This is a genomic window from Nonomuraea sp. NPDC049400 (assembly GCF_044466425.1).
Lineage (GTDB): Bacteria > Actinomycetota > Actinomycetes > Streptosporangiales > Streptosporangiaceae > Nonomuraea.
The window spans coordinates 59900-79207 of record NZ_JBITMP010000036.1 but is presented as its reverse complement, the minus strand read 5'-3'; the positions used below and the strand labels follow the sequence as shown (position 1 = coordinate 79207).

At 66.8% G+C, this 19308-nt stretch carries 18 protein-coding genes; 12 read left to right on the top strand and 6 right to left on the bottom strand.

Annotated features, from left to right (window positions below; genetic code table 11):
* The first annotated feature begins 235 nt into the window (after positions 1–235).
* Positions 236–595: a hypothetical protein gene (locus tag ACIBVN_RS40985; RefSeq protein WP_397145685.1), complete on the top strand. Its 360-nt coding sequence runs from the start codon at positions 236–238 to the stop codon at positions 593–595.
* 39 nt (positions 596–634) lie between these two features.
* On the opposite strand, the gene ACIBVN_RS40980 is transcribed toward ACIBVN_RS40985, so the two are convergent.
* Both ACIBVN_RS40980 and ACIBVN_RS40975 read right to left on the bottom strand, forming a co-directional pair.
* A complete protein-coding gene (locus ACIBVN_RS40980) occupies positions 635–928 on the bottom strand; it encodes a hypothetical protein (RefSeq protein WP_397145684.1) in 294 nt (97 codons plus the stop codon).
* Positions 929–1343: 415 nt separating this feature from the next.
* The gene (locus tag ACIBVN_RS40975) at positions 1344–1940 is read right to left on the bottom strand and encodes an ATP-binding protein (RefSeq protein ID WP_397145683.1); all 597 of its coding nucleotides are present in this window, start codon (positions 1938–1940) and stop codon (positions 1344–1346) included.
* A 240-nt stretch (positions 1941–2180) separates the two neighbouring features.
* Here ACIBVN_RS40975 and ACIBVN_RS40970 point away from each other — a divergent pair, with 240 nt between their 5' ends.
* Complete coding sequence (locus ACIBVN_RS40970) at positions 2181–3002, top strand: helix-turn-helix transcriptional regulator (RefSeq protein WP_397145682.1); 822 nt, start codon at positions 2181–2183, stop codon at positions 3000–3002.
* A complete protein-coding gene (locus ACIBVN_RS40965; RefSeq protein ID WP_355199345.1) occupies positions 2989–3216 on the top strand; it encodes a DUF397 domain-containing protein in 228 nt (75 codons plus the stop codon). The genes ACIBVN_RS40970 and ACIBVN_RS40965 overlap by 14 nt, the downstream gene beginning before the upstream one ends.
* Before the next feature lie 118 nt (positions 3217–3334).
* Here ACIBVN_RS40965 and ACIBVN_RS40960 read toward each other — a convergent pair whose 3' ends face one another.
* The 4 genes from ACIBVN_RS40960 to ACIBVN_RS40945 all read right to left on the bottom strand — a co-directional run bounded on the left by ACIBVN_RS40960 (position 3335) and on the right by ACIBVN_RS40945 (position 7421).
* On the bottom strand, positions 3335–4744 hold the full coding sequence (locus tag ACIBVN_RS40960) for a tyrosine-type recombinase/integrase (RefSeq protein ID WP_397145681.1): 1410 nt from the start codon (positions 4742–4744) through the stop codon (positions 3335–3337).
* 213 nt (positions 4745–4957) lie between these two features.
* Entirely contained in the window at positions 4958–5236 is a 279-nt protein-coding gene (locus ACIBVN_RS40955) for a helix-turn-helix transcriptional regulator (RefSeq protein WP_397145680.1), read from the bottom strand.
* Between the two features lie 311 nt (positions 5237–5547).
* Complete coding sequence (locus ACIBVN_RS40950; protein WP_397145679.1) at positions 5548–6438, bottom strand: TRM11 family SAM-dependent methyltransferase; 891 nt, start codon at positions 6436–6438, stop codon at positions 5548–5550.
* On the bottom strand, positions 6438–7421 hold the full coding sequence (locus tag ACIBVN_RS40945; protein ID WP_397145678.1) for a hypothetical protein: 984 nt from the start codon (positions 7419–7421) through the stop codon (positions 6438–6440). Before ACIBVN_RS40945 ends, ACIBVN_RS40950 begins: the two co-directional genes overlap by 1 nt.
* A 643-nt stretch (positions 7422–8064) precedes the next feature.
* Between ACIBVN_RS40945 and ACIBVN_RS40940 the strand changes: the two genes are divergently transcribed.
* From ACIBVN_RS40940 to ACIBVN_RS40900, 9 genes are all read left to right on the top strand, one after another.
* Positions 8065–8892 carry a hypothetical protein gene (locus ACIBVN_RS40940; RefSeq protein WP_397145677.1) on the top strand — a complete coding sequence of 276 codons (828 nt, stop codon included), beginning with the start codon at positions 8065–8067 and terminating at the stop codon, positions 8890–8892.
* A gap of 306 nt (positions 8893–9198) precedes the next feature.
* A complete protein-coding gene (locus ACIBVN_RS40935; protein WP_397145676.1) occupies positions 9199–9597 on the top strand; it encodes a pilin in 399 nt (132 codons plus the stop codon).
* Between the two features lie 245 nt (positions 9598–9842).
* On the top strand, positions 9843–11300 hold the full coding sequence (locus tag ACIBVN_RS40930; protein ID WP_397145675.1) for a hypothetical protein: 1458 nt from the start codon (positions 9843–9845) through the stop codon (positions 11298–11300).
* A complete protein-coding gene (locus tag ACIBVN_RS40925) occupies positions 11297–12250 on the top strand; it encodes a PrgI family protein (RefSeq protein ID WP_397145674.1) in 954 nt (317 codons plus the stop codon). Before ACIBVN_RS40930 ends, ACIBVN_RS40925 begins: the two co-directional genes overlap by 4 nt.
* A 95-nt stretch (positions 12251–12345) precedes the next feature.
* Entirely contained in the window at positions 12346–14046 is a 1701-nt protein-coding gene (locus tag ACIBVN_RS40920; protein WP_397145673.1) for a VirB4 family type IV secretion system protein, read from the top strand.
* Positions 14043–16568, top strand: a complete 2526-nt coding sequence (locus ACIBVN_RS40915) for a type IV secretory system conjugative DNA transfer family protein (RefSeq protein ID WP_397145672.1) — start codon at positions 14043–14045, stop codon at positions 16566–16568. Before ACIBVN_RS40920 ends, ACIBVN_RS40915 begins: the two co-directional genes overlap by 4 nt.
* Positions 16569–16626: 58 nt before the next feature.
* On the top strand, positions 16627–17517 hold the full coding sequence (locus ACIBVN_RS40910) for a replication-relaxation family protein (protein ID WP_397145671.1): 891 nt from the start codon (positions 16627–16629) through the stop codon (positions 17515–17517).
* A 39-nt stretch (positions 17518–17556) separates the two neighbouring features.
* The gene (locus ACIBVN_RS40905; RefSeq protein ID WP_397145670.1) at positions 17557–18498 is read left to right on the top strand and encodes a C40 family peptidase; all 942 of its coding nucleotides are present in this window, start codon (positions 17557–17559) and stop codon (positions 18496–18498) included.
* Between the two features lie 106 nt (positions 18499–18604).
* Complete coding sequence (locus tag ACIBVN_RS40900) at positions 18605–19306, top strand: hypothetical protein (RefSeq protein WP_397145669.1); 702 nt, start codon at positions 18605–18607, stop codon at positions 19304–19306.
* Positions 19307–19308 lie beyond the last annotated feature (2 nt).

Here is a 19308-nt window from a genome sequence, read left to right as displayed (position 1 = left end):
CGAGACCAGGAGCAGTTCTCGTGAATGCACTCCACCGCCAGGATCGGTCGACCTGAGCAGCCGACAAACTCTCCCCAGCCCGGAGCGGCTCGCAATGACGCTGGATCGACGGCCTTGTGAAGCAACGCCCAAATGTTGATCAAGCTATGTCACCAGGGATGCTGACCTGCGGAGTCTAGACGCGCAGGAGGTTCACAGTGGCTCCGTTCTTATCTCCTCACCCGGAACGGATAGCATGATCCGTCGCATCGCCCTGTCAGCCGCCGCTCTCACCGTCATGCTGGCTCCCTCACCCGCTACGGCCCAGACCTCGGACGGCTGGCATGATGACGCCGGCTGGGGCTCAGTCACCGTCTCGGCCGACCGCCACCGCATCACAGTCTGCGACCTGAGCGACGACGGCCGTGCCGTCCGGGTCGAGTACGCCACCTCCTACCTGCAGACGTGGACCATAGTGGACTCCAACGGCGCCTACGGGGGCTGTGAAACGGACTCCACCTTCTTCAGCCGGATCACCGTCTTCAAGCTCTGCGAAGGTCGTAAGTACGGCTCCTGCCGCCCCTCCACTTGGATCTCACGGTCGGGCCTTGGGTAAGCCGGGCCAGTTGGCGATCTTGCGAGACGGCGGGGCGGCCTATGCGCTCTTTCTTCGGCGCCGCTCTTCCACGATCTGCGCGGCCGTCAGTCCGCATACGTGCTCTACGTACCACCGGCGGCCGTTTGCGGCTTTCCGGCCGTCCCACCTCTTGAGGTCTTTGTTTGAGATATTGAGAGGCGGCGCCACTTTGACCGGCCGGTAGGAGGCACGCCAGATCTGCGGGTCATGCTCATAGGTGGGGTTCCAATACGTGTAGTCGCCTCCAATGACCGCCTCGGGATCGAGATCGATGTGGAGACCATTGTGATCGAACAGGCGCGCCTTGATCACGTCCCGGCCGCACTCGCGGCAGTACGCTCGTCCGGCGCTCATATCGCGTTACCAGCGTGTGTGGAGTGCGCTCCCGACAGATGAAAGACAGACCGCCTCATGGAGGGGTGCGGCGGCAGCATTTGGGGGCGTGCGGGCTGTGTCACTGCCGCGCCTGCCACGGGCCCGAGGTCAAAGTAGGCGCATCTCCGGTCCGAGGGTTCGTTGTGCCCTAGACCGCCACGCCCAGCTTGCGCGGCGCATCGCACGGCACGGCACGGCACGAGTAGCGTGCCCGCGTTGAGGTTGCTCATGTCCCGCACCGCAGCGGCGTCCTCCACATCGCTGATAGATGCGTACGCCAGGATGGTGCCGTCGACTTACGGGAGACCCTCCGAACCCGTCGGTGTGCGGACCATTGATCCTCTTGCCGTGGTCATTGACCATGGGTGATGTCCCTGCCGGTAGACCTGTGAGGTTGGTCTGTCAGACCGTGAAGGGCCTGACAGCCTGCAGCCCCCCACCCGCCGACCGCGATACCCTCCTCGGGGCGCTGGGAAGGCTCAACCGGAACATCGACTCTCGCGTCGCCTGTCGCAGGCGCATCTTCCCCCAGGACAGCCCACACATTGCGGCGTCCGGCATCGCAGGTGTAGGTGCCCCACGCAGCGGCGTACTCCGCCACGATGCCCAGGCCGCGACCTGTCTCCGAGGTGAAGGCCGGCGAATGCGGCTGCGGCAAGGGGGACATGTCCAGAGCGCCGGGATCGATGACCTCCAGCAGGAGGAAGCGGCGGCCTCGGCTTACGCGTAGCACTACCGACTCACGACCCAAGCCGTGTGCCGGGTGGATGACGGCGTTGGTGAGCAGTTCGCTGGCCACCTGGAGGACCGAGGGGAGCAACGGATCGTCCTTGCCAATCCACTGGGTGAGGACATGCCGCCCCTGGCGAGGTGCCCTCGCGTTGCGAGACAGGCTGATCTGCGAAATCAGGATCAACGCTGCTGGCGGGCGACATTCCTGCACCGGCACGGGTCTCACGGGCACGGATGCGGTTTCCGTTGGCATGGATATCACCGACCATCTAGGGGGCTGGCCCTCAAGGTCCACAAGATCGACTTTTCTTGTGAACCCGAGCTCGCCTGGTTCGCTAAAGACACTCCCCAGACTGTCCCTCGCCAGTTACTTTGAGTAGTCAACAGGCGACACAGTTGCTACACACATCTGGTTCACGGATGTGTGTGTACTTGTGAACATGAGGGTGATGCGTCCATGGCCGCAAGCGAACTCGACCCAGGAGCCAGTCCTCTCGCTCTCTTCGGGGCCGAACTGAGGAGGCTGCGGGACGAAAGAGGCGTAACCCAAGAAGAGATCGCGGACTACACCCACGTCAGCAAGAGCCTGGTCAGCCAGATCGAGAACGCCAAGCGCACACCACAGCGAGACTTCACCGAGCAGGTAGAGAGGCTTCTCGGCCTCAAGGGCGATCTGCTCCGCCTCTTGCCCCTAGTGATCAAAACAGGCCCGACATGGTTCCGCCAATGGCCGAAGATCGAGGCCAATGCTCATACCCTGCGGACGTGGCAACCCCTCGTGGTTCCCGGGCTGCTTCAGACGCGCAACTACGCTCGCGCGATCCTGAGCGGACAGCCGGGCATCAGCAACGAACGCGTCGACGAAGAAGCTGAGGCCCGCCTCGCCAGACAGGTGGTGTTCGACCGTCCCGAGCCACCCATGTACGCGGCGGTCATCGACGAAGGAGTCCTTCTGCGCCCTATCGGAGGAGCCGAGGTGATGCGACAGCAACTCGACCACCTCCTCAAACTGCTGGCTCACCCCTGCATCACCCTGCAGATCGTTCCGATAGCCGCCGTACCCACGATCGGTCTGCTGGGCGGATTCGTCATCGCCCAGCTCCTCCAGGGACCAGACACCGTGTACTTGGACTCAGCCGCAGACGGCGAGGTAACAGATCGCGTGGACCGCGTGCGCACCGTTAGTGTCAGATTCGACGCCATCCGGTCATATGCCCGACCGGTCAATGAGACCGCAGACGCGATACGCGAGAAGATGGTGATGTATGAACGTGACTGACGAGCTGGCGGCCGAGCTGGAGACGGCGCAGTGGCGTAAGTCCTCCTTCAGCGGCGCCAATGGAGGCGACTGCATCGAGGTGGCCCAGCTGAGCGGCGACCACTTCGGCATCCGAGACACTGAACAGCCCGACGACGTGCAGCCGTGGATCGTACGCGGGAGTGTCTTGCGCGCCTTTGTGGCCGGCGCCAAAGCCGGCGAATTCGACTTCTAGCCCCATCGAGTAGGAGGGCGAGATCACCTCACCCTCCTCTCCCACCTCCGGACAGGCGCTTGGTCAAAGCCGCGTTCGTGCTACGGAGGAACCTCAGTCCGGTGGACCAGCCTTGCGGCTATGTGGCGGGTAGGTCAATGAGCGCTCCACCTCCGTCACCGGCCGATGCTCGTTGAGTGCGGCCGGGCCGGGACGGGCCGGGCAGCACTGGATGGGTCGCGATCAGAGCTGCGACTGACTCAGCGGCGGCGGCTGCGACCTCGGGATAAACGCTGGTGTAGGTGTCACGGGTAAAGGTGGACGACACATGCCCGAGCGTTTCCTGGACGGCTTTCAGCTCGACTCCCGCGGCCAGCATCATCGTGGCCGCCCCATGGCGGAGGTCGTGGAGGCGAACGGGTGGGAGTCCTGCCTGGTAGGCCAGCCAGTAGAAGGCATCGGTCAGGTGCTGCGGATGCAGCGGCCGGCCGAAACTGTCGGTGAAGACGAAGCCGCTATCGACCCACGTCTCGCCTGCGGCCAGCCGCTCTTTGGCTTGGCGCTTCTTGTGCTCCTTGAGGATCGCCATGGTCTCGGCGTCGACCGCGATCGTGCGGTCGCTGGCCTCGGTCTTCGGCTTGCCCTGCACCGGCCGCCAGCCAAGCTGGGTGATCTGCCAGTGCACGCCAATCGTCGCCTCGCGGAAGTTGACGTCGCTCCAGCGCAGCCCCGCCGCCTCGCCACGGCGCAGCCCGCGCAAAGTGATCAGCCGGTAGAGAGCGAACAGCCGGTCTCGCCGGGCGAAGGCGAGGAAGGACGAGGTTTGTGCGGCGGTCCACACCATCACTCGTGAGGGCCGGGGCGCCCCGACATAGACCGCGATCGGGTCGACCCGCTTGCCGCCGCGCAGACGCCGGGTTCTGTCCAGGTGTGCTTCGTGATCCAGGCGCCATTGTGCGACCCTTCCTTCAGTCCACACCACTGGCTTGGGCCGTATGGCGGGCGGGAGTTCGACCGCGGCGGCGGGGTTGAAGTCCAGCAGCCAGTCCTGCTTGATCGCCACGTTCAGCGCATGGCGCAAGGTGGCGCGAATGCGATGCATCGTCGACGGTCCGACCGGACGCCGGTAACGAACCCTGGCCTGGCGGACCGGCTCACCGCTGTCCCGCTCGGTGGCGATGACCTCGTTGAACTCCTCGATCGCGTCGAACATGCCCGCGATGTCGGAGACCCGCAGCCGATCCAGCCGGATGTCTCCCAGGTACGGGTTGAGGTAGAGGCGGACATGCGACTCATAGGCGCGGCGGGTGGCGTCATCCAGGTCCCGCTTGCGCTTCATGAACTCCTCCAGCCACTCGGCCACCGTGACCTGCCGGTTGAGATCTTGGTGCCTACGGACCTTACGCCGCACTTCTTCAATGTCGGGCAGACTCTTGGTGTCTTTGAGCACCGACAGCATCAGTTCGGTGATCTGCCGCCGCACTCGCGCGTCATCATCGAGAGCCAGCAGGCCGCGGGCGTGGTCGAGTTCGGCCTCGGCGTCCTCCAAGGAGGCGAAGCCGCTTCTCCGGAGTGGGCTACGCCGACGCCCGTCAGCGTGGGCGGGCAACTCCAGCTGATAGGCCCACTTGCCGTGGGTGCTGCTCCAGCGCGCGCCATTGCCGCCGACCCGGCGTAGCTTCGGACATTTGTTGCCGAGCTTCTTGCCGATGTTCGTCCTTGCAGACGCAGGTCTTGTAGGTGGATCCGTTCGCCACCAGGGCTATCCCTTCTCGTGCTCGCTGCCGAGACGGCCTTCGCCATCGCGGTCGTTGATGTAGCCGAGCAGCGCCCGCACGCCGCGTACCGGCACCACGTACCTGCCGCCGATCCGCAGCACCCGGCACGGGAACTGCCCTGCTCGGGCGAGCCGGTATGCCTTGGTGCGACCCATCCCGAGCAGGCGGCCCGCCGCCACCAGCCCGATCACTTCGGGCCCATCAGCAGACGGAGCAAGGTCCGCGTCTCCATGCAGGAGCTCCAGTCGGTTCGAGTACTTCACTGATCACCTCCGCGAATGAAGATTTGTGTGATTTCCCGTCCGGCACGTGCCGCGGTGCGCGACGCGCGTCCGAAAGGCAGGGCCGGTGATGGGCTGTACGGGCGCTACGCCCCGGCCGCGACCGTCCGGCACACCGGGCCTGTTTGTGCGTGTCGTTCATGGACGGGCGGGCACAGCGGGCCGTGAGGTGCCGGTGCGGGTGTGACCGGTGCGGGCGGTATCGACGCCCACCTTCATGGCCCACGTCAAGCGAAATCCGCTGGTCACCCGGCCCACCCCAGGGCCCGGCCGGGTCCGGGACGCATCCCGGGTCATTCCTGCTCGCAGACCCCTGAGTCCGCCAGTCCGGACGGTTGCCGAGTCTGATGGCGGAAGATCAGCAGATCCTCGTGCGCGCTGGCGTGGATGGGCAGCCCGCGTGCCCAACCTTTGCGGGCTTCGTGAAGTTGAAAGAAGGAGGAGCGGTTGATGAGCTTGCCGTCACCGAGTCCGCACAGCAGGCACACCAGCCGGTCAGCGAACACCAGCCCTGCCTGGCTGGCAATCTCCTGCACGTGGCCGGGCAGATCGATCAGCTCACCCTTTACGCGATACGGGCGCACGGTGATCGCCACGACGCCGCCCGTCCGCAGCAGTCGCGCGCTGCCGGACAGGATCCTGCCGAACCCTTCCAGCAGCGTGGGGAGGCTCTGGTGGGCGAGATTGGCGCGGTTGCTGGAGTAGTGGTGGTTCCACTTGCGCACGCCGGGCTGGCCGCTGTCGCGGCTGGAACGGATGTGACCATGGGTGGCCGCCCCGTACGGCGGCGAGGTCAGCACCAGCGCTGCTCGCCCAAGCAGATCGGGCAGCAGAGCGGCGATATTACGCGCATCCCCGGCGACCACCCGGCCCACCCCGGACGCACCCTGCCGCTGAGCGTGGGCAAGGTTGGCGACCGCCAGCCGCGCCCACCCCTCCTCGTACTCCACCCCGGCCGCAAGCCGCCCCAGGTGAACGGCCTCGACAAGGGTGGTACCGATCCCGCACATCGGGTCGACCACCAGCTCGCCGGGCCGCGTGTACGTCTCGATCACCTTGGAGGCGATGGACGGGAGCATCTTGCCCGGATGCCGCATCGACTCCGGCACGTACCGGCCCCGCCGTTGCACCCGCGACTGCCGCTGCCCGGTCGTCCACACCGACGTCGTCACCTCGACCATCATCAACGGCCACCACCGGCCGGAGTCGTGTCGCCCTGCTCTGACCCAGCTGGTGGGGACGAATCTGCTGCCAGGGCCGAGCTGGTAAATTCTCCGACCTTGGCCCTGTGCCGAGACTCCCTCAGCTCGCAAGAGCCATCCGAGAGCCCCGTGACCTTAGTGAACAGCAGCACGTCGGAGTGAACGCGGGCGCTGACCGGCAGCCCGGCGCACGGCGGCAGCGCCTGCGCCGCTGCGACCTCGCGATGCGACATCGCCGGGTCGATCAGCTCGCCCCGCACCGGGAGACGCAACGCGATGATGTGCTGCAGGTACCTCAGGCCGACCCCCCGTGCCCGCGTAATGATCTCTGGCACCGGGTCAACCACACGATCTTCTGCGCCGTGCAGGCCAGTGACTACCGCGAGATGCCCGCCCGGCTTCAGCAGTGCCGCCGCGGCGGACACGTCATTCAGCCGGACGTCCGAAGCAGCCGCCTCGGCAGCGGGACGGCTGGCGTCTCCAGGTGACGGCGTGCACGACTGCTGGACTACGACCAGCACAGCGGTGCCTGACAAGTCCTCCACCGCCCGGGTGGAGTTCTCGGGCCGGATGACGCGTAGGTCGGCGACCTGGAGGTCGTGCTCAAGGTGAGTACGGGTCAGCCGGGTCCAGGCGACCCCGGCCAGGGCGGGATCGGCGAACGTGGCGGTCGCTCGGCAGCCCATCAACAAGGCGGCAGAGACGAGCTGGTGGTCGGTGGCGCCGAGGTGGATGACGGTATCGCCGAGCCGGGTGCACGCCGAGAGGAGGTGACGGGCCAGCGGCCCGCTCACCGGGACGCAGCACCCACGCTCGCAGGTGGAGATGGACTCGGCATCGGCTGCGGCCGGCCAGACGCTCAGCGGTAGATGCCGCCGAGCCGCTTCCTGAGTTTCGCGGGCGGCCCGGTGAGCGGAGTCGGAACGATCGTTGGAACGGGTGGAGCAGGTGGTGCGTGCTGTCATGCGGGTGTGGCCCCATCACTCGGGCCACCGGATCCTGTCACCTATCCAAATACCTGCTGCCAGGCACGAGTTAGGACAGCCCATCACGCAAAGGATCGGTAATGCCTGGTGGTGACGGCCTGTCGGCCTGGCCACCGCTCTGTTCGACCAGCGCCCCAGCCTCCCCTCGGCCCATTGACGTGTTTTCGCAGTTCATAGCGTTCTCGTGCAAGAAGCGGACACCGGCCGGAAGTCGGCGTTCGCCCGTTCATTCTCAGCGGGGAGGCGGCGGACGATCTCGGCGAACTGACCCAGCCACGAACGCAGCCATCTCGGGCGCCGTGTTCAACGGGAAGACTCGGGAAGCGGGCGAGCGGATCTCAAGGCCGTCGCGAACTTGAACGATCTTTGACCCGGGAATCTTAGGGCCTGACCGATTCCGCTGGTCAGCGGCCTTTCGAGCGACGTTCGACCATAGCTTCTCTTCGGGTTGGCGCAGCGCAACTCTCGACGTTTTCGCAGGTCAGAGGCGGTTCGGCGGAATGACTTGTTCTTGAAGAGATCTTTTCCTCGCCCGATGTCTGCACGCTTTTTGCACGGTTCCTGTCCAGGCCTTCTGGCGGCATGAGCAGCGTCCGAACCGATCACGTCTTCGGGAGCTGCAATGTTCCACACCTCGGCCCGTCCCTCCACGGACACCACCACCGCCCCTGCCCTCGACCCCACCGACACGACGGCTTGCGAGACGACCTGCCACGCGGACGACTCCAGCCGTCGGGGCAACTCGCTGCCGCTGGACGTGGCCGAGCGCTCCTTCGAGCTGCTGATGTGCGGCCCACAACCGCTCTCAGTCGACGGCGGCCAGCTCGGCCACGGCCTGCCCGCCCGGATGATCGCGCTGGACGACCTGCGCGCGATGCTGTTGCACCCGAGTTGCTCGCGTACCACCCGCGATCACGTATGGCGCCACCTCATCGGCCAGGCGCGCACCCAGCGAGGCGAGTGGATGGTCGCCACCGTCGTGCTGGCTATCCCGATGCTGCATCGCCTCACCGCAGCTCTCGCCGACAGGATCTCCGTCGATCGGGAAGAGCTGGAGGCCGAAGTACTGGCCTGCTACATGGAAGCCGTCTGCCGGGTGAACCTGGCCTGGTCCCATCCGGTGCTGCGGCTGTCGCGGCTGACCCAGTTCGCCGTCCTACGCGCCTACGCCCCCGAACGGCCAGAACTGCTGGCCGACCCCGATCGGAACGACGGCGAGCAGCAGGCGCTCACTTATCCGGCTGGCCACCCCGACCTGCTCCTAGCCCAAGCCGTCCGCCAGCGTGTCATCACCGCTGAGAACGCGCAGATGATCGGCTTCACCCGGCTGGAGGGCATCCCGCTCAGTTCCTATTGCCGCCACCGCGGGTGGCTCTACTGCACCGCTCTCAAGCGCCGCCAGCGTGCCGAGAACGCTCTCTACCAGGTGCTCCTCGACGGCGGCCTGTAGCGATCGCCATCGGCTCCCGCGGTGGCTCGCAGCAAAGAGTGAGCAAACTCCGCTGGCGCTGATGTCCTAACTCGGCTCTTCGACCTGGTCTTTGTCCAGGTAGAGAGGCAGCGCGGAGAACATCGACCCGGCCCGGGGCCGCACCTGGTCACCGGTCCCTGTCGCCCCGGTCCACCGCCATCCGCCGCTTGAAGGAGGACGCCCACTCGGCCCCGCGCCGGGTTCGGTGCCTCCGCGCCGCCCTCCCCATGAGGTCAGCCTCACCCACCCACCCAAGCCAGCCTCGCATCCGTCGGGAGGCACCACATGACATCCCGCCCGCGTCGTACCGCCATACCCCGCTTCGCCCTCAAAGTTCTGCTCATCGCCGGCTTCATCCTCGGTTCCATCGTCCTGGGCACACTGCTCGAATACGCCCTCGCCGTTCACATCAGCACGGCCGCGAACGCCCTGGCCAAACCGGAGCAGGCGCCTACCTCGCTGAGCACGGTGATCGACAACCTGCGCAACGTCATCGTGGGTCTGCTCGTCGCCTTGGCGACACTTTTCCTCACTGTCGGGGGGGTCCGATACATCCTGGCCGGCGGCGATCCCGGCGAAGTCGAAGCCGCCAAGAAGACACTCCGCTACGCCGCCCTCGGCTACGGCATTGCCATCCTGGCCCCGCTCCTGGTCTCGATCCTCCAAGGCATCGTGGGAGCCTGACAGTGACTCGCCAGCACCCACCAGATCTGCCGCGCTCGCTCACTCGGTGGCTGCGTAAGGCGCTCACGGTCATGGTGACGGTCGTTGCCCTGCTCGCCCTCCCTGCGGTTACGGCCTCCGCGGTGCCCACACCAACGCCCAGCCCAATACCCAGCTCCGGTCCGACCCCACAGTCGTCGCCGCAAGTCAGCTGGATCTCTCCACCCGCTTCCACACCATCCACAGGTGTGGACGGGTGCGCGTGGATGGACATCGGCTGCAAGATCAACCAGGCGATGAACGGCTGGTTCACCACTCTGGTCAGCGACGCCATCAACCCCGCCTTCATTCTTGTCGGCCAAGCGCTGCTGTCCGCGCCTCCGCCATCGATGTTCGCCCGCGTGCAGGAGCTGTCCCAGCATGTACGCCTGGTGGCCAACGCACTGCTCGCCCTCATGGTGCTCGCCGCAGGTGTGATCGTCATGGCCTACGGCAGCGCACAAACCTCCACCACGCCCAGTGAGGTCATCCCACGCCTGGTGATCGCCGTGATCGCCTTGAACTCCTCACTCATCGTGTGCCAGTACGCCATCGAACTCGCCAACTCTCTCGTCGCGGCTCTGCTCGGCGATGGGGTGAACGGTCAGCGTGCCGGGAACCTGATCGCGGCCAAGGTCGATGCGCTGATCAAGGACCCGAAGGGGACGGCGCTGTTCCTCGTGCTGCTGATCGGCGCCGCTGTCCTGATGGGCTTCGTGCTGGCCTTCATCGCCATCATCCGTGTCACCTTGTTGCTGTTCGTCATCATCGCCGCACCGCTGGCGCTGCTGTGCCACGCACTGCCGCAGACCGAAGGCATCGCGCGGTTGTGGTGGCGATGCTTCATCGGGCTGCTCGCCATCCAGATCCTCCAGGCACTGGGTCTGATCTTGGCGTTCAAGCTGTTCCTCACTGACTCGCCCGACACCTACCTGCCTCCGCCTGCCGATCCAGGTATCGGGGAAGCCGCCCTCACAGCGGTGCGCCCGACGGTGAACCGAACCCTGGACGCTCTCATCGTGATCGGCATTCTCTATGTGCTGATCACGATTCCCGGCTGGGTTGCGCGCTCCATCTGGCAGCAGGGCCAGCCCCACATGCTCAAACGGCTGATCAAGGCCGTGATCGTCTACAAGACCCTCGGCGCCGCTCGGGCTCTCGGCAAGGCCGGACAGCGCGCGGCCCAGCGCAAGGTCACAACCACCGCCGCCCAGCGGCATGGCGGACGGCCGCCCAGCGGCGGCCCGCAGCGCGGTCCCCGTGGACCACGAGGACGCGGCCCCAACGGCCCCGGCCCGTCCGCCACACCTACAGGAGCGTCACCCGTGCCCACCCGCACACCCACCTGGCAGCAACTTCAGCTACCCCTCGGCCTGCCTCCCAACGCCACCACCACCTCGGCGCCCGCTCCCGTAGCTTCTTCGGCGACCGCGCGGCGAGCTCGGCAGGGTCGGCAGCTGGCATTGCCGTTCCCTGTCACCCAGGTCCCACGCCCGCCGACACCACCAAGAGCACCCGCGCCCGCCACCGGGCCGTGGATCCGTCCGCGCCCGCCCTGGATCCAAGACCGGCTGCCCGGCATGCCCATCCGCGCCCCCCGACTTGGCCAGCTCCGTTTGCGGCTGGACCCGCCACCACGGCGCGTCCCGAGAAGCAGGCGTATCCCGAGAATGGACGACCGATGAACGAGACGGATCAGTTGTTGATCGCCCAGATTCCGTCCGACATCGACCGCCCAGACAAGATCGCCTACGGGCTCACCGTCCGCCAAATCCTCATCATCGTCGCCACCGGCGGCGTCGCCGCCGCCATCTATTACCTGTTCCACCAGCTCCTACCCATCGTCATCCTCGCCGCCGTCCTGCTTCCGCTGGCGGCACTCGGCATGGCCATCGCACTCGGTCGCCGTGACGGCCTGAGCCTGGACCAGTTCGTTTTCGCCGCGCTGCGGTTCGCCCGTACGCCGAAGAGATTGGTGGCCGCCCCGGAGGGTGTCGTTAAGCCGCCGCATTGGTGCCGTCTGCGTGGCAAGTTGCCCACGCCGCTGCGGCTGCCGGTGCGGGCCATCCGTACTGACGGAGCCCTGGATCTGGCGGATGGCGGTGTCGCCGTACTCGTCGAAACCGGCACCTTGTCCTTCCACCTGCGCACCGCAGGCGAGCAGGCCGCGTTGGCCGGCGCGTTCGGCCGCTGGCTCAACTCCCTCGAATCACCAGTTCAAATCCTCGTCCGCGCCCGGCCGGTTGATCTCGGCAATCTGATCGAGAGTGTTGAGCGGCGGGCCGAGAGCTCGCCACATCCAGCACTCGCCGACGCCGCCAGCCAGCACGTTGCCTTCCTCGAGGAGCTGAACAGCTCGCGCGAGCTGCTGGCCCGTCAGGTCCTCATCGTGCTGCGCGACAACCACGCCGCCGGGCGAGGACGGCGCTCGGTACGGCGAGAGGCTTCCGCCGCCGTGGCGCTGCGTCGAGCCGCAGAAGCAGAGCGCAGCCTGGCCGCGCTCGGCGTCACCACCCGTGTCCTCGACGCCTCCGCAGCGCACCAGGTGCTGACCGAGTGCCTCGATCCCGGCGGCTGGCATCCCGCCAGCCAGGCCCTCCCTGACGCCTTTATCACCGGTGCGGAGCCCGCATGAAACTACGCCGCCGAACGCAGCCAACGGAGGCCAGCGCCCTCACCGAGCCAGGCTCCCTAGAGGTCGGCGCTCGAAAGCTCACCTTGCCCAACGGGATGACCGCGTCCTTCGCCGTGACCGGCTACCCCCGTGAAGTCGGCGCGGGCTGGCTGGAGCCGTTGCTCACCTATCCGGGGCGTCTGGACGTGTCCCTGTATGTCGAGCCGATTCCCCAAGCCGTGGCGGCGATGCGGCTGCGCCGCCAGCTCGCCCGCCTGGAATCAACCAGCCGAACCGACGCCCAACATGGCCGTCTTCAAGATTTCGCGGCGGAAGCAGCCGCCGACGACGCCACCAACCTGGCCGACAGCCTTGCCCGGGGACACGGCCGCTTGTTCAAAGTCGGTCTCTACCTCACCATCAACGCCTCCACCGAACCCGAGCTGGCATCAGAGGTGGAGCTGGTCCGCGCCTTGGCCTCATCCCTCCTGCTGGACACCCAGCCAACCACTTTCCGGGCCCTGCAAGCGTGGACAACGAGCCTGCCGTTGGCGGTCGACTCGCTGCGCATGACGCGCAGCTTCGACACCACCGCCCTGGCCGCCGCTTTCCCGTTCACCTCATCTGACCTCGCGGCTCCGGTCGGCGATACGGGAGTGCTGTACGGACTGAGCGCCACCGGTTCCGGCGTCATCGTGTGGGACCGTTACAACCAGGACAACCACAATTCCGTCGTCCTGGCCCGCTCCGGCGCCGGCAAAAGCTTCTTCACCAAACTCGAAGCCCTGCGCCTGCTGTATCAAGGCGTCGATGTAGCTGTCGTCGACCCCGAAGACGAGTACGCCCGCCTGGCCCGCGCCGTCGGAGGCACCTGCCTCCACCTCGGTGCCGCCGGAGTGCGCTGGAACCCCCTCGACCTGCCCGCCAGCCACGGCCCACAAGACGACGTGCTCGCCCGGCGAGCCATGTTCCTGCAAACCCTGACCGCCACCATGCTCGGCGGCCAACTCACCGCACAGGCACGCGCGGCGCTGGACGCGGCCGTCATAGCCACCTACCAGGAGGCCGGGATCACCCACAACCCGGTGACCTGGACCAAGCCCGCACCCCTACTGGCCGACGTCGTCACCACCCTGAAGTCCTCGGAACAAGGGGCTGAGCTGGCCGCGCAGCTGGCGCCGTACGTGTCCGGCTCCTACCGCGAACTGTTCGACGGTCCGACCACGACCAGCCCAGCCGGACACCTGATCGTCTTCTCCCTGCGCGACCTCCCCGAAGAGATGAAAGCGGTCGGCACCCTCCTGGCACTGGATGCGGTCTGGCGGCGGGTCGCCAACCCCCGCGACCGCAGGAAACGCCTGGTCGTCGTTGACGAAGCCTGGCTGCTGATGAAGGAGCCTAAGGGCGCCCGTTTCCTGTTCCGGATGGCCAAGGCCGCGCGGAAGCACTGGGCTGGGCTGGCGGTCGTCACTCAGGATGCCGCCGACTTGCTCGGCTCGGAGCTGGGGCAGGCGATCGTCGCCAATGCCGCCAGCCAGATCCTGCTCCGCCAAGCGCCGCAGGCCATCGGCGCCGTCGGTGACGCCTTCGACCTCACCGACGGTGAACGCCAGTTCCTGCTCACAGCAGACCGGGGCGAAGCCCTGCTCATCGCCGGGCCCGCGAATCGAGCAGCGCTGAGCATCGTGGCGTCGCCCGCTGAAAACGACTTGATCACGACCGACCCCGCCGAGCTGGCCGAGATCGACCGCCGTACGCCACAGGCTCCCGAGCCTGCGGCCGATCATCACCACGACGACGAAGGCGACCCGCTATGACGTCAACCGCTTCTGCTGCGCCGTGCCTGCTCTGCGACATCGACGACCACGACGTGCAGACCATCCTGGACTTCCTGCGCGAGCTACCTGCGCGGCTGCCTGAGTTTCTGCTCGCCTACGGACCTCGTCTGGCTCTCTACGTTCTAGTGCTGTGCGTGGCGACAGACGTCGTTCGCTACCTGCTGGGCTGGCTCCACCACGCCGAACTCGTTCCGAACGCTCGCTTGATCGAAATCTCTTCACCGCCCACCAGCGACCCACAGGGCGCGGTCGTGCTGTGGAGCCAGCTGATCGGACTTCTCCGACCCGCATGGAAGCGCCTCTTCATCGGCCAACCGCACCTGGCCTGGGAATACCTCGCCAGCGAATCCGGTGTACGGATCCGCTTGTGGGTGCCCGGCGTCATCCCGCCCGGCACCGTGGAGAAGGCCGTCCAGGCCGCCTGGCCTGGCGCGACCACCACCACCCATGCTGCCTCTCCACCGCTACCCTCGGATGCCAGGGCCGCTGGCGGGAGGCTCGTCCTGGGAAGGCCCGAGCACTACCCGCTCAAAACCGACCACAACAGCGACCCGATCCGCTCGCTGCTCACCTCCATGAGCACTCTCCGCGAGGGCGAACACGCGCTTGTCCAGGTTCTGGCGCGCCCCACCACTGGCAAACGCCTGCGTCACGCCTATCGAGCGGCAGCCGCCCTGCGCGGCGCTCGCACTCAGACCACGCTCGGCCACGTCCTCGACGAACTCGCGCCTGTCTCCAGCCATCATCGATTCGGCGAACTGGCCCGTATGTTCCCCGAACGAGCCGAGCAGGTACGTGCTGTTCTCGCCAAGGCAGGCCAGCCCCGCTACACCGTCGCCATCCACTACGCCGTGGCCACAAGCCGTGCCAACGGCTCCCATCCCCACCCGGACTCGGTCCGCGGCTGGCTGCGAGGCCAAGCACACACCCTCGCCGGCGTCTTCGCCCTGTTCACCTCCGGTCACCAGTACCTGCGCAGAGCCCGACTCTTCCGGCCCCACGCCCGGACCAGCTCCCGCCGGTTCGATACCGGCTACCTGCTCTCCGTCGGCGAGCTGGCCGCGCTCGCCCACCTGCCCTGGGACGTTGACGCTCCCGGCATCACCCGCGCCGGGGCGCGCCCCATAGCCCCGCCACCGGACGTACCACGAGGGTCGGATTCCGGGCCGGTCCGCGTGCTGGGCGACAGCGACAGCGGCCACACGCGGCCCGTCGCCATGCCCATCGCCGACGGCCGCCACCACACCCACGTCCTCGGCGGCACCGGTGTCGGCAAATCCACCCTGCTCGCCAACCTCGTCCTCGCCGACGCACAGGCCGGTCGAGGCTCCCTGGTCATCGACCCCAAAGGCGACCTCATCACCGACATTCTCGCCCGCCTGCCCCGTCGGGCGATCGGCAAGACGGTCGTGTTCGACCCGCAAGACCCGGCCCGGCCGCCCTCCATCAACATCTTGGCCGGACACGATCCCGCCTTCGCCGTCGATTCGGTCGTCACCATCTTCCACCGCTGCTTCTCCTCGGCCTGGGGACCACGCGTGGATGACCTCCTCCGTTCGACCTGCCTGACGTTGACGAAGGTGCTCGGTCAGAAGGCGACTCTGGGCGAGGTTCCCCGGCTGCTGACTGACTCCGCTTTCCGAGCCCGTGTCACCAAACGGCTCGACGACGAACTTCTGGCCGGCTTCTGGGACTCCTACCAAGCACTCACCCCAGCCGGACAAGCCACGGTCATCGGCCCCGTCATGAACAAGCTGCGCGCCGTGCTCCTGCGCCCGTTCGTCCGGCAGGCCCTGGCCAGCCCGAACACCACGGTTCCCATCGGCCAGCTCCTTAGCGACGGCGGCCTCGTCCTCGCCCGCCTGCCGAAAGGCATCCTCGGCGATGACGCCGCCCGCCTGTTCGGCTCGATCCTGCTCGCTCACACCTGGCAGGCCGCCACTCGCCGCGCCCACCTTGCCGAAGCCAGCCGCCCTGACGCCTCGCTGGTCATCGACGAATGCCACAACTTCCTCAACCTGCCAGGCCACATCAACGACGTCCTGGCCGAGGCGCGCGGCTACCGGCTTTCCCTCGTTCTGGCCCACCAGCATCTCGACCAGCTTCCAGCGGACCTCCGCGAAGCGCTCTCAGCGGACGCCCGCAACAAGATCTACTTCACCGCTTCGCCTAAAGACGCCAATGACCTCAAACACCACACCTCGCCACTGATCACCCCGCACGACCTCACCCACCTCGGCGCCTACCAAGCCGCCGCCCGCCTCATCATCGACGGCCAGCAGGCACCCGCCTTCACCCTGCGCACCCGACCGCTGCCACCCGTAACAGCAGGGCGCGAGGAAGCCATCCGAGAGGCATCCCGTGAACGCTTCACCTCGCCATCCACCGACCCTGCGACGCCCAGAGCGGGACACAGGCGACGCGCGAGCGCCTCCGGCACCGACCCACGCCCCCGCGCTCAGACCGCCGTGGCGCCACCGGTCAAAGCACCGGAGTCATGACTCAACACATCACCACCCGCTCCAATCCGCGCCCCGCTCTCACCTCAAGGAGAAGCCCATGCCAACCACCCGCATCCCGCGCGGCCTGCCCCGCTTCGATGCCGCCGCCATGGCCGAACTCGCCGCCCGCCTGACGCCCCGCGACTACGACATCCTCGCCCATCTGCACGAGCACCGTGTCCTGACCACCCATCAGATCCAACGCATCTTCTTCGCTATCCCGCAGTCCACGCGCCGCCGTATGGGGATCTTGCACAAGCTGCACACCGTCACCCGATTCCGACCCTGGACCCCGTACGGCGGCTCCGCACCCAATCACTGGATCCTCGGCCGCGCCGGTGCCGAGCTCCTCGCCATCCGCGAAGGCGTGACGGTCAAGGAGTTCGGCTACCACCCCGACCTGGCCATGTCCATCTCGGTCTCGACCAAGACCGGCCACCAGGTCGGAGTCAACGACTTCTTCGCCGACCTGCACTACCACGCCCGCCATGCTGGAGCCGAAGCCAGCGCGGAGGTGCTGGCGTGGTGGTCCGAGAAGCGCTGCGCCAAGCTTTGGGGTGATCTGGCCCGCCCTGACGCCTACGGCCGCTGGGCCGAGAACGGCCGAGTGATCGACTTCTTCCTCGAACACGACACCGGCACCGAGTCCCTGAACAAGGTCGCCGCCAAGCTGCCCGACTACGCCGAGCTCGCCGACGCCACCCAGATCACGACGCCCGTGCTGCTATGGCTGCCCAGCCGCGCCCGAGAGACGAACCTGCGCAGGCTCTTGGCCACCGTAGAAGTGCCGGTCGCCACCGCCATCCACACCAGCCTCGGCGACGGCCCAGCTGGACCTGTCTGGCTACCCGTCAACCACGACGGCCCTCGACTCCGGCTGGCCGAACTCGCTGACGCCTGGCCTGACCTGGCCCACACCGCCACCAAGCAGGACGAGATCGACGCGTAGCCCACCGAACATCGCCTCACCGAGAGGAGGCATAACGAGGTGAAGTACGCCGCGGCCGGCGCCGCCCTCCTGCTGCTCATCGTCTTCGCGCTCATCGCAGCCATCACGAGCATCCTCACCAGCTCCGGAACGCCCGGAGGGATCGGCTGCGTCATCACGACCACGAACAGCAGCTCGCAAGGCGGTCCGGCCGTGGCCTCCCTCGACGGTCTGGATGAGGAGCAGCAGAGCAACGCCGCACTCATCGTGCAGACCGGCTTCCAACTTGGCCTTCCCTCCCGAGCAGCTGTGATCGCGGTAGCGACCGCCCTCCAAGAATCCAAGCTCCGCAACCTGCGCTACGGTCACCTCGACTCGCTGGGATTGTTCCAGCAGCGTCCCAGCCAGGGATGGGGAACGCCCGAGCAGATCCTCAACCCGACCTACGCGGCCCGCCAGTTCTACACCCACCTCGTCGCCGTCCCTGACTGGGTACAGCTGCCGCTGACCAAGGCGGCCCAAGCCGTCCAACGCTCCAACACCCCAAACGCGTACGCCTCATGGGAGCCGCTCGCACAGCGAACCGTGGACGGCCTCACCGGCTCCTGCGCCACGGTCATGCCCGGCGAGCAGGCGGCGGCCGTCATCGCCTACGCCCAGGCTCAGCTCGGTAAGCCGTACGTATGGGGAGCCGAGGGCCCGGATACCTTCGACTGCTCCGGGCTGACCATGCGCGCTTTCCAAGCCGCCGGAATCGCCATCCCACGCGTGGCCGCTGACCAATGGCGACACGGTCAGCGCATCCCGATCGGCCAGGAACAGCCCGGCGACCTCGCCTTCTTCAACATGCAAGCCGACGGTCCCGGACACGTCGGCCTCGTCATCGGCAATGGTCAGATGATCCATGCACCCAACCGCCGTGAAGTCGTCAAAATCAGCTCCTACCAGCGACGCGATCTGATCGGATTCACCCGGCCCCTCAGCCGTTCCGACCCCCGATGACAAGAGCTGTGGAGCGGGTGAGCTGCAAGGCCTTCTTCTCCAATTCGCCAGTCACGCTGAGGTATACCTTCAATACTGTCCGGGAAGGCCTCGTACGAAGGTGCGATTGGAGGAGATTCAGACGAACGCGCTGCGCCTGGCCCCGCCGCCGCTCATCGTGAGCCTTCCGCTCGATCTGAATGGCCCCTTGAAGATCCAGCCCAAGCACAAGGTCGCGGGCATGCTCGTCGTCGACCGGGACTACGCCATCCGCACGCCGGAAGACTGGAACGTCCCGGGCGTATATCTCCTCATGGACCGACCGGACGCGACGGGCCGATGGGGAGCCTACGTCGGCAAGGCCACCACGCCGGGCTTGCGCAAGCGCCTTCTCGAACAGCTACAACGTGATCATTGGTACCGCGCCCTGCTCATCCGGAGCGAAGGCGGCCACCAGTTGCACAGCGGGGAGGCCGCATGGCTGGAAGGGAAGCTCTACGACGGCCTCGCCCACGCCGCACAGGTCGACTTGCACAATCGAAACCGCCCTCGCGACCTCACCCTCTCTGATGAGGACGAAACCAGCCTGGTCGAATACCTCCAGGTGGTTCCATGGACATTGCGGCTCCTCGGCCACACCCTCCATCCCTGCCCTCCCTCGGCCGCCGACGGCGGGACACCACTTCTTCAGATGATCAAGCCGGAGCCCGAGAAGGACACGAACCAGACAGAAGCTCGAGAGCTACGCGAAGCCGATGCCGCTGCGAAGCTGAAGCTTGCCGAGGTGCAGGCCAGAATCGAGCGGGCCCGCGCCAAAGCCGCAGAGTAGAA

What these genes read in the sequence shown, in the direction of transcription:
- ACIBVN_RS40965 (WP_355199345.1), top strand. Translation starts at nt 2,989, where the DNA reads ATGAACGTGACTGACGAGCTGGCGGCCGAGCTGGAGACGGCGCAGTGG.
- ACIBVN_RS40915 (WP_397145672.1), top strand. Translation starts at nt 14,043, where the DNA reads ATGACGTCAACCGCTTCTGCTGCGCCGTGCCTGCTCTGCGACATCGAC.
- ACIBVN_RS40920 (WP_397145673.1), top strand. Translation starts at nt 12,346, where the DNA reads ATGACCGCGTCCTTCGCCGTGACCGGCTACCCCCGTGAAGTCGGCGCG.
- ACIBVN_RS40925 (WP_397145674.1), top strand. Translation starts at nt 11,297, where the DNA reads ATGAACGAGACGGATCAGTTGTTGATCGCCCAGATTCCGTCCGACATC.
- ACIBVN_RS40950 (WP_397145679.1), bottom strand. Translation starts at nt 6,438, where the DNA reads ATGATGGTCGAGGTGACGACGTCGGTGTGGACGACCGGGCAGCGGCAG.
- ACIBVN_RS40970 (WP_397145682.1), top strand. Translation starts at nt 2,181, where the DNA reads ATGGCCGCAAGCGAACTCGACCCAGGAGCCAGTCCTCTCGCTCTCTTC.
- ACIBVN_RS40935 (WP_397145676.1), top strand. Translation starts at nt 9,199, where the DNA reads ATGACATCCCGCCCGCGTCGTACCGCCATACCCCGCTTCGCCCTCAAA.
- ACIBVN_RS40930 (WP_397145675.1), top strand. Translation starts at nt 9,843, where the DNA reads ATGGACATCGGCTGCAAGATCAACCAGGCGATGAACGGCTGGTTCACC.
- ACIBVN_RS40945 (WP_397145678.1), bottom strand. Translation starts at nt 7,421, where the DNA reads ATGACAGCACGCACCACCTGCTCCACCCGTTCCAACGATCGTTCCGAC.
- ACIBVN_RS40985 (WP_397145685.1), top strand. Translation starts at nt 236, where the DNA reads ATGATCCGTCGCATCGCCCTGTCAGCCGCCGCTCTCACCGTCATGCTG.
- ACIBVN_RS40940 (WP_397145677.1), top strand. Translation starts at nt 8,065, where the DNA reads ATGTTCCACACCTCGGCCCGTCCCTCCACGGACACCACCACCGCCCCT.
- ACIBVN_RS40910 (WP_397145671.1), top strand. Translation starts at nt 16,627, where the DNA reads ATGCCAACCACCCGCATCCCGCGCGGCCTGCCCCGCTTCGATGCCGCC.